This is a genomic window from Leekyejoonella antrihumi (genome assembly GCF_007845645.1).
GTDB lineage: Bacteria > Actinomycetota > Actinomycetes > Actinomycetales > Dermatophilaceae > Leekyejoonella > Leekyejoonella antrihumi.
In genome coordinates this window covers 1-8,563 of the sequence record NZ_VCQV01000070.1, presented here as the reverse complement: position 1 = coordinate 8,563, position 8,563 = coordinate 1, and the positions used below count along the sequence as shown (strand labels likewise).

The following is an 8,563-nucleotide window of genomic DNA, read 5'->3' as shown; positions in this document are numbered from 1 at the left end:
ACTCGAGGGCTATATCACGCGTGCCAGGGCCGAAAGCATCTACGGCGTCATCGTCAGGCCCGACGGCACCATTGACACGGCCCCCCGAACGCCTCACACGACAACCCAACTGTAGAAGCAGGCGAACACAATGTACGCGGCCACTAGCGATGCGCCTTCACCGGTCATGCGCTTGGACGGTGTAGCCAAGCGGTTCGGTGGTATCCAGGCGTTGAACGGCGTCGATGTTGTTATACCGGCCGGTGCGGTGGTTGCGCTCGTCGGCGAGAACGGTGCTGGAAAGTCAACTCTCGGCAAGGTGATCGCTGGGGTGCACCACCCAGATGCCGGACGGATCTTTATAGACAATGTCGAGGTCGACCTGAGATCGCCTCGCGATGCGTTGAATTACGGGATTGCCATGGTGGCTCAGGAGCTCGCCCTGGTTCCGGAGATGCGCGTTGCCGACAACGTGTTTCTTGGCTTCGAGTCCCGAGCCCATGGGTACATCAACAGCCGCAGCAACCGACGCCGCTTTGAGGAACTGCAGCACAGTGTGGGCTTTACCCTTGACCCAGATCACCGGGCAGGGAGTCTCCGGGTGGCCGATCAGCAGAAGGTCGAGATTCTTCGCGCCCTCGCGAGAGACGCCCGCATCATCGTCATGGACGAACCCACTGCAGCACTCACGCGTGACGAGGCCGGAAGTCTTTTTGCGATTGTGCGTCGGCTCACCAGTCAAGGCACGTCGTTCGTCTTCGTCTCTCATTTTCTAGAAGAAGTGCTCGATGTCGCTGATACCGTTGTCGTTCTCAAGGACGGTGAGCACGTCCGTACGGCACCTGCGGCGTCAGAGACTACTGAGTCACTAGTGTCTTCGATGATCGGGAACCACGTCGACTTGTCCATGCCTGACAAGGCTGACATCGCCCTGTCCGCACCTGTCGTCCTGTCGGTCCGCGGGCTTACGCACTCAGGCGTGTTCGACGATGTCTCATTCGATGTTCGTGCGGGCGAGATCGTCGGCCTAGCCGGCCTTATGGGGTCGGGACGCACAGAGATCTTACGAGCAATCTTCGGTGCTGACCGAACGCGCGGAAAGGCGACAGTGGACGGAGTTCCGGTGCGATTAAAGCATCCCCGGTGGGCAATGAAACATGGGATTGGCATGATCCCGGAGGATCGTAAGGGCCAAGGCCTCATCATGGATCGCTCAATCCGAGATAACATCACACTGGCGAGCCTTCCGCGCCATAGTCCCTTGGGATTTATCTCGAGGCGAAGTGAGGTGAAGACCACCGACCAACTCAGTGAGAAACTAGACGTCCGCACCCTTGACCACGAGGCTCCGGTCCTAGCACTCTCAGGGGGCAATCAGCAGAAGGTCCTATTCGCCAAATGGCTAGCGTTCGGTGCCCGAGTCCTACTCATCGACGAGCCGACCCGAGGCGTGGATGTCGGGGCTAAAGCGGCCATTCACCAGCTCATCGCCGATATTGCGGCGCAAGGGGTGGCGGTTGTTCTTGTGTCCTCGGAACATGAGGAAGTCGTCGGACTAGCGAACAGGGTGTTAGTGCTTAGACGAGGACGGATCGTCGTGGAGCTCGCCGGTCACGATCTGTGCGAAGACCAAGTCGCACAGTCTGCCCTGGGCTTGGTCGCTGATCAGCCCCGGATCCCCGGAAACCATCGGTCCGTTCTGGAAAGTCAAGAGATCCGAAAAGGAACCATATGAACGCCATGGATGTTGCAAGCCCAACCTTGCCGCAGAGAGTCCGGGAACGCACTAAGTCGGGGTCATTGCGCGACTTCGGCATCGTATTCGCGTTCGCGGTTCTTTTTGTTGCGCTCTCGGTCAGTTCGCCAGCCTTCCTGACGACGACCAATCTGGTCAATATGGCCAGCCAATCGGCTGCCTTGGGCATCGTCGCGTGCGGCGCCACATTGGTGTTTATCGCTGGCGGATTTGACCTCTCTGTCGGTGCCACATACGGCCTCGCCGGAGTCATCGCGGCTCAAGTGGCGCTTAACGTCGACGTTGTCACTGGCTTGCTGGCCGGAGTCGCGTGCGGTGTACTTGTCGGGTTGATCAACGGTGTAGTCATTACCGCGGGCCGAATCAACGCGTTTGTCGCTACTCTTGCAACGAGCACAGTCGTCACTGGCATCGCGCTCGTGCTCTCAAACGGTGCCCTCATCAGTGTGACCGACGAACGTTTCACAGTGCTCGGTCAAGGTAAGATCCTCGGCGTCCCGTACGCCGTCATCGTGTTTGCTTGCGTCGTCATTCTCGCCGGCGTGGTTCTGCATCGGATGACCTGGGGCCGTTACCTTTTCGCGGTCGGTGGAAACTCGGAAGCCGCGATGCTATCCGGCCTGCGCGTCAATGTGTTGCGGGCCAGCACATATGTCGTTGGTGGTGCCTTGGCCGGGCTCGCTGGGATACTGGCGGCGTCCCGCGTTGGCACCGGGCTGGCCAACGCGGGAGGGAATACTCTGGTGCTGAACGCAATCGCAGCGGTTGCGGTCGGTGGAACGTCGATCTTGGGGGGGTCTGGTGCTATGTGGCGCACCGTAGTCGGAATTTTCATGCTGGCAATGATTCAAAACGGCTCCAACCTCCTCCACATCAGCGTCACCTACCAAAGCGTCATCTTTGGTCTAGTCCTGCTCATCGCGGTGGCAACTGACGCCTGGTCCCGCCGACGGACGCGATGACACGCCAACGTGAGACCGGCATATCCGGAGAATGGAGCATACAGTGAAGCCCGAAAGCTTCTCGTTCTATGTGGCCGAGTCGACGCAGCATGCCCTCGATATTCTGGCCCAGGAGGGTGATGACTCCAAGATCCTCGCTGGCGGACAGAGCCTTATCCCGCTCATGAACTTCAGGCTTGCCCGTCCAGCGGCACTGGTCGATGTCTGTCACATCCCGGGGTCGGAGCGAATTACCGTGGATAATGCGGGCGTTCGCTTCAGGTGTAGTGTGCGGCACCGGGATGCGCTCCACTCGAACGAGGTCAACGCAGTTGCGCCACTCGTCGGGCAAGCTCTTAAATGGGTTGGGCATGAGGCGATCAGGAGCCGCGGAACATTGTGCGGCAGCACGGCCCACGCGGATCCGGCGGCCGAGCTTCCCGCAGTCTGGCTCGCCCTAGGTGCGGAGATGGTCATCAGTGGTCCGCACGGCGAGCGTCATGTCCCAGCGGAGTCGTTCTTCAAGTCGTTTTTCACCACGGACCTTAACGCCGACGAGATGCTCACCGAGATCCGCGTTCCACCTGCGCCGGATCCAAGTTTGCGGCGTACCGCCTTTCAAGAAATTGCCCGGCGGCACGGTGACTTCGCGATCGTTGGCGCTGCCGTCGTCATTGACCTGGATGGGAGCGGCCGGATCGCGGCTGCACGAGTCTCGGCTCTGGGCGCCGGAGAGGTCCCGATGCGTCTCAGGTCTGCGGAGGCAATGCTTGTAGGTTCCCCGCTCGACGACCAGGAACTTCTCGAGAACGTCGAAGCTGAGGTTCGCAAATCGGTCCAGCCGCCCGGCGATAGCCACGCCTCAGCTCGATATCGAAAGAAGGTGACGGGCACATTGGTTCGACGATCGTTGGCCGAGTGTGCAGAGACCCCATCGACATACGAAGGAATGTTATGACTTGCGAACAGTTGCATCACGTGAGCCTCATAGTCAATGGAGTGGAGAGGTCGGCCGCGGTGCCGGCCCGTACGTTACTCAGCGACTTCCTACGTCATGAGCTCGGACTATTTGGGACGCACGTGGGCTGCGAGCAGGGAGTCTGCGGCGCTTGCACAGTCCTGATCGGTGGACGACTCGCTCGGTCCTGCACGACGTTCGCCGTGCAGGTTCAAGGTGAAGAGATTCGTACCGTCGAAGGGCTTGCGAACGGTGACGAGCTGCACCCGATTCAGGAGTCCTTCCGTCGCTGTCACGGACTGCAGTGTGGCTTCTGCACGCCAGGCTTTCTGATGGCCACTGAAGCACTACTCAGCGAGAATGACGATCCCTCGGACTCCGAGATCCGTGACTTTCTCTCTGGCAACGTCTGCCGATGCACGGGATACGTCGGAATCGTCGCCTCGGTCAAGGACGCGGCTTTGCGTGCCCGTGGCGTCAATGGGAGCGATCAATGACTCAGAGTGACATGTCCGCAGGTAGATACGTTGGAGCGCGAGTCGCCCGGTCCGAGGATCCACGTCTGATGCGTGGCCTGGCACGTTACTTGGACGACATTGAGTTGCCCCGGATGCTGCACGCTGCGTTTGTGCGCAGCCCGATGGCGCATGCTCGAGTCGTCCAGATCGACGTGGAAGAGGTTCGGGGGATGCCCGGAGTAGTGGGTGTCTTTACTCATGGTGACCTGGCTGGAGTCGGTCCAATACAAGCGATTGGTCCGCGGCCCGAGATAAAGTCATCGCTGAGAGCCGTCTTGGCTGACGGCAAGGTCCGCTTTGTCGGAGAAGCGGTCGCGGTTGTTGTGGCTGAGTCGCGCTACATCGCCGAGGATGCTTGCGAACTAGTCGACGTCGAGTACGAGCAGCTGCGTGTGGTCGCCAACGCCCGGGCGGCCCTCGAACCAGGTGCCCCGATCTTGCACGCGGACCTAGGGGATAACCGCATCTCCCGCATCGAACGATCCGGCGGAGACATCGATCATGCGTTCGCCGCGGCGGCGCACGTGGTCAAGGTCTCCTTCCATCACGGCCGTGTCGGTGCGCTGCCATTGGAGACCCGCGGCGTCATCGGCGACTGGGACGCGGGCACGTCCACGATGCGGGTGTGGAATTCGTCGCAAATGCCTCACCTGCTTCGAGCCCTTATTGCGGCACCTTTGGGACTGGCTGAAACTCAGCTCGAGGTCATGGTGCCTGCGGTTGGTGGTGCCTTCGGCCTCAAAGCTAGCGTCTACCCCGAGGACATTGTGGTTCCGGCGGTGTCGCGGTTGGTTGGTCGGCCCGTCAAATGGGTTGAGGATCGTTACGAAAACCTGGCTGCGAGTTCGCACGCCAAGGAGATCGACATTGACATGGAAATGGCTGTGGCTGAAGACGGAACGTTCCTGGGGGTGCGAGCGAAAAATCTCAGTGATCCGGGTGCGTACTCGATGCCGCCGTTCCAGGCGCATCACGAGTCCTTAGGGTCCGTGAACTGTATGACCGGCATCTACGATATTGCGGCCGCGAGCTACGTCGCGGAAACGGCACTCACTAATAAGGCTCCGCTTGGGGTGTATCGCGGCGTTGGTTGGACGCCTGGACAGACTGTTCGTGAGGTGCTCGTCGATGACGTCGCGAGGGCTATCGGTCGTGACCCTGTCGAGTTGCGCCTCCAGAACTGTATCCCGGATACTCCCTATGACAGCGTGATCGGCCCTCGATACGATGGCGGCAGTTACCGCAGATCTCTTGAGTTAGCAACCGAAATGGCGGACTATCGCGGGATCCGCGAACGTCAGATTGAGCAGCGCAACCAGGGTAAGTACGTAGGCGTGGGTGTCAGCCCATACGTCGAGCCAACCGGTTTCGGAGGACGCATCGGAAACGAGTTGGGATACCCAGGGGAGTACTACGACACTGCGTCGATCTCTATTCAGGCGGACGGCTCCATTTATGTCATGTCTGGACTGAACTCCCAGGGGCAAAGTCACGAAACGACGTTTGCTCAGTTGGCCGCGGACGGTATCGGCGCGCGTATCGAGGAGGTCCGAGTCGTCCAAGGCGACACCAAGAGCACTCCCTTCTCGGCAGGGGTGTACGCCAGCCGGAGCGCTCTCATCGGGGCGGCAACCATCGGGCGAGCCGCCCATGAGATGAAGCGCCGTCTGGTGGCACTTGCTGCGGACATGCTTGAAGCGAATGTCGACGACGTGGAGATAACCCACGGAAAGGCGTTTGTACGAGGTGCTCCAGAGGTGGTCAAGACCATCGCGGATATCGCTGCCTACGTGCACTGGGGAGGTGGAGCAGCCGCCGTGGACCTTGAGGAGGGCGCACTTTCCGTTTCAAGCTCGGCGGCACCTGGTGGCAGTTACGGCAATGGATGCGTAGTCGCGGTGGTAGTGGTTGACATCGAAACGGGAAAGATCCAGGTAGAGAAGGTCGTTTCTGTCGAGGATTGCGGCACAATGCTCAATCCGATGATCGTCGAGGGCCAAGTGGCGGGGGCGGTCGCGCAGGGTATTGGAGACGCCTTGTTGGAAGAGCATCAATACAACGAGGACGGCGCCTTCATGTCGGCTAGTCTTCTCGATTACCTATACCCCTCCACTATGGAGATACCGGATATCGCGATTGGTCACCTCGAAACCCCTGCTCCTGGCGTTCCCGGGGGCTTCAAGGGTCTTGGGGAAGCCGGTGTCATCGCGACCCCAGGGGCGGTCTTGAATGCCGTTGCGGATGCGCTTAGTCCATTCGGTGTGCGAGTGCATAGCACTCCACTGGGGCCAAGCAAGGTGTTGGATCTGATTGACGAAGCGCGCGAGGCAATGAGTGGATCCGCATAGTATTACAGTCGCATTTTGGACGGCCCCTTCATCGGCAAATCAGTGACGGTAATTCCAGGGCTCCAGGGGTCTGGACATGGTGGGATTGTTCATGAATTGTTCGTGGGGTCTTTGACGGTGTAGACGATCTTGAGATCGGTGCCGGGGTAGACGGTCTCGGTGGCGGTCAGCTGCTCGCACAGGGCGGCCAGGGCGCGGCTGCGTCGGGGCGCGGTGGCCGGGTCGAGGTCTACGTGTAACCGGTCGCCGGCGACGTGGATGTCTCCGGGCAGGGTGAACGCCTCGCGGAGCAGGGCGCGTGCTTCGTGATCGGCGGGCGCGTAGTGTCCGTGCAGCATCCGAGCGAGGGTGGACTCGGCGTTATAGGCGGACATCCGTATCGCGTGAGTGACTAGCTTGGTCTCCTCGTCCAAGATCCGCGCGCCGGCACGCACCTCGCGCAGTGGCACGTGAGTGGGCGCGGCGCGCCGGTCGGCCTTGGCGTCGGCGAACCGGTCGCGTGCCGCGGTCAGGGCCTGCCCGGCTCTCGGGTTGACGGTCGCGGTGCCGTGATTGCGGCGGCGCCCGGCTTGGACGGTGGCCTTATCGATCGCCGTGGCGAGCCCGGCCTGGGCGGCGGCCACTTCAGTGCGGGCCCGATCGACAGCCTGCCCGGCGTGCTTCTTGGCGGGGTTGGGCACCAACCGGTCCGAGTCGTCGGGCTGGTCGGTGTAGCAGTCCAGGGCGTCGAGGGCGAAATTATGCCTGGATGAGTTATGCGAAGCTTCGCATAACTCATCTGATGTGAAGTCTTCGGTTATGTGAAGTTGTTGGTGTTTGGGCTGGTAGGGGGCTTGGTGGAGCCCGGCTTCTTCGCATAACACGGGGTTTCCTTGGTTGGTCATGTCATCTGACCAAGGAGGTTGATCTCGATGTCTACAGTCACCGAGTTGGCCGCTCACGCGGCCGCGTTCATGGGTCGGGCCGGTTACTCGCCTGGCTCTCGTTCCAGTTACCAGCGCATCTGGGTTGAGTTCGGGGAGTACTGCGCGGCGAGCGGGGTTGAAGACCCGGACCGAGAGACTGCTGCCCGGTTTTGTGCGGCTGTCGGCGCGGATGGTGGCGAGCAGTGGCAGGTGTTCTATCGCCGGGCGGTCAGCGGCCTGTTCGACGTGGCCGAGATGGGTCGGTTCGCGTTGCGCGCGGTGCGCGGCAGGGTCCCGGTGCCGGAGGTCTTCACGGCGGAGTTCGCGGCGTATGCATCGTCGCTGACAGGACGCGAGCTGGCGAAAGCGACCGTGCGCGCCAAGACGGGGATGCTGCGCCGGTTCTTGGTCTTCCTGGCCGGGCAGGGGGTGCAGGCGGTGACGGCGGTCAGCGTCGTCGATGTGTCCGCGTATGTTCGCTCGCTGGCGTCGATGGCGGCTTCCACCCGTGCTGGCCAGTTGTACTTCCTGCGGGAGTATCTGCGGTTCGCGGTGCGCGAACACGGCGCCGATCCGGCCCTTGCCGCCATGTTCCCGGTGATCGTCTTCGACAGGGACGCGGTGCTGCCATCGGTGTACCGGACGGGCGAGGTCGCCGGGGCGTTGGCCGCGGCCGGTGACCAGTCCGAGTCACCGCTGCGGGATCGGGCGGTGATGCTGCTCGCGTCGCTGCTGGGGCTGCGGTCGTCAGATATCAAGGGGCTGCGGTTCGACCAGATTGACTGGGCAAACCGGCGATTGTCGTTGGTGCAACACAAGACTGGCCGACGACTCGACCTGCCGCTTCCGGAGGAGTGCGCGTTGGCGATCATCGATTATTGGAAGAACGAGCGCCCCAACATCGAGGACGAACACGTGTTCCTGCGCCACCGGGCCCCGCACCAGCCGCCCGCCGCGAGCAATCACTTTCACCAGGTGGTGTCCGGGAGTTTCGCCCGGGCGGGGATCGAGGTATCCGGGCGGCACCGCGGACTGCATGCCTTGCGTCATTCCGCAGCGGTCGGGATGCTCGAGTCCGGGGTTGCGTATCCGGTGATCGGCGCCGTGCTGGGCCATGTCGACGCAAACACCACCCGCCGGTACCTGCGGGTGGACGTC

At 61.6% G+C, this 8,563-nt stretch carries 7 protein-coding genes; 6 read left to right on the top strand and 1 reads right to left on the bottom strand.

Features of this window, described 5'->3' with window-relative positions; genetic code table 11:
* Positions 1-130: 130 nt before the first annotated feature.
* The 5 genes from FGL98_RS24020 (at position 131) to FGL98_RS24000 (ending at position 6,500) form a co-directional block, all read left to right on the top strand.
* On the top strand, positions 131-1,714 hold the full coding sequence (locus tag FGL98_RS24020) for a sugar ABC transporter ATP-binding protein (protein ID WP_146321280.1): 1,584 nt from the start codon (positions 131-133) through the stop codon (positions 1,712-1,714).
* On the top strand, positions 1,711-2,697 hold the full coding sequence (locus FGL98_RS24015; protein WP_146321278.1) for an ABC transporter permease: 987 nt from the start codon (positions 1,711-1,713) through the stop codon (positions 2,695-2,697). Before FGL98_RS24020 ends, FGL98_RS24015 begins: the two co-directional genes overlap by 4 nt.
* 43 nt (positions 2,698-2,740) lie before the next feature.
* On the top strand, positions 2,741-3,634 hold the full coding sequence (locus FGL98_RS24010) for an FAD binding domain-containing protein (protein ID WP_222432392.1): 894 nt from the start codon (positions 2,741-2,743) through the stop codon (positions 3,632-3,634).
* Positions 3,631-4,131, top strand: coding sequence for a (2Fe-2S)-binding protein (locus FGL98_RS24005; RefSeq protein ID WP_146321274.1), 501 nt, complete (start codon positions 3,631-3,633; stop codon positions 4,129-4,131). Before FGL98_RS24010 ends, FGL98_RS24005 begins: the two co-directional genes overlap by 4 nt.
* A 68-nt stretch (positions 4,132-4,199) precedes the next feature.
* Positions 4,200-6,500, top strand: a complete 2,301-nt coding sequence (locus FGL98_RS24000; protein WP_186526365.1) for a xanthine dehydrogenase family protein molybdopterin-binding subunit — start codon at positions 4,200-4,202, stop codon at positions 6,498-6,500.
* A gap of 89 nt (positions 6,501-6,589) precedes the next feature.
* On the opposite strand, the gene FGL98_RS23995 is transcribed toward FGL98_RS24000, so the two are convergent.
* A complete protein-coding gene (locus tag FGL98_RS23995; protein ID WP_146321270.1) occupies positions 6,590-7,180 on the bottom strand; it encodes a putative transposase in 591 nt (196 codons plus the stop codon).
* Between the two features lie 231 nt (positions 7,181-7,411).
* Here FGL98_RS23995 and FGL98_RS23990 point away from each other — a divergent pair.
* A partial coding sequence (locus tag FGL98_RS23990) for a tyrosine-type recombinase/integrase (RefSeq protein ID WP_146321269.1) occupies positions 7,412-8,563 on the top strand: 1,152 nt, incomplete at its 3' end.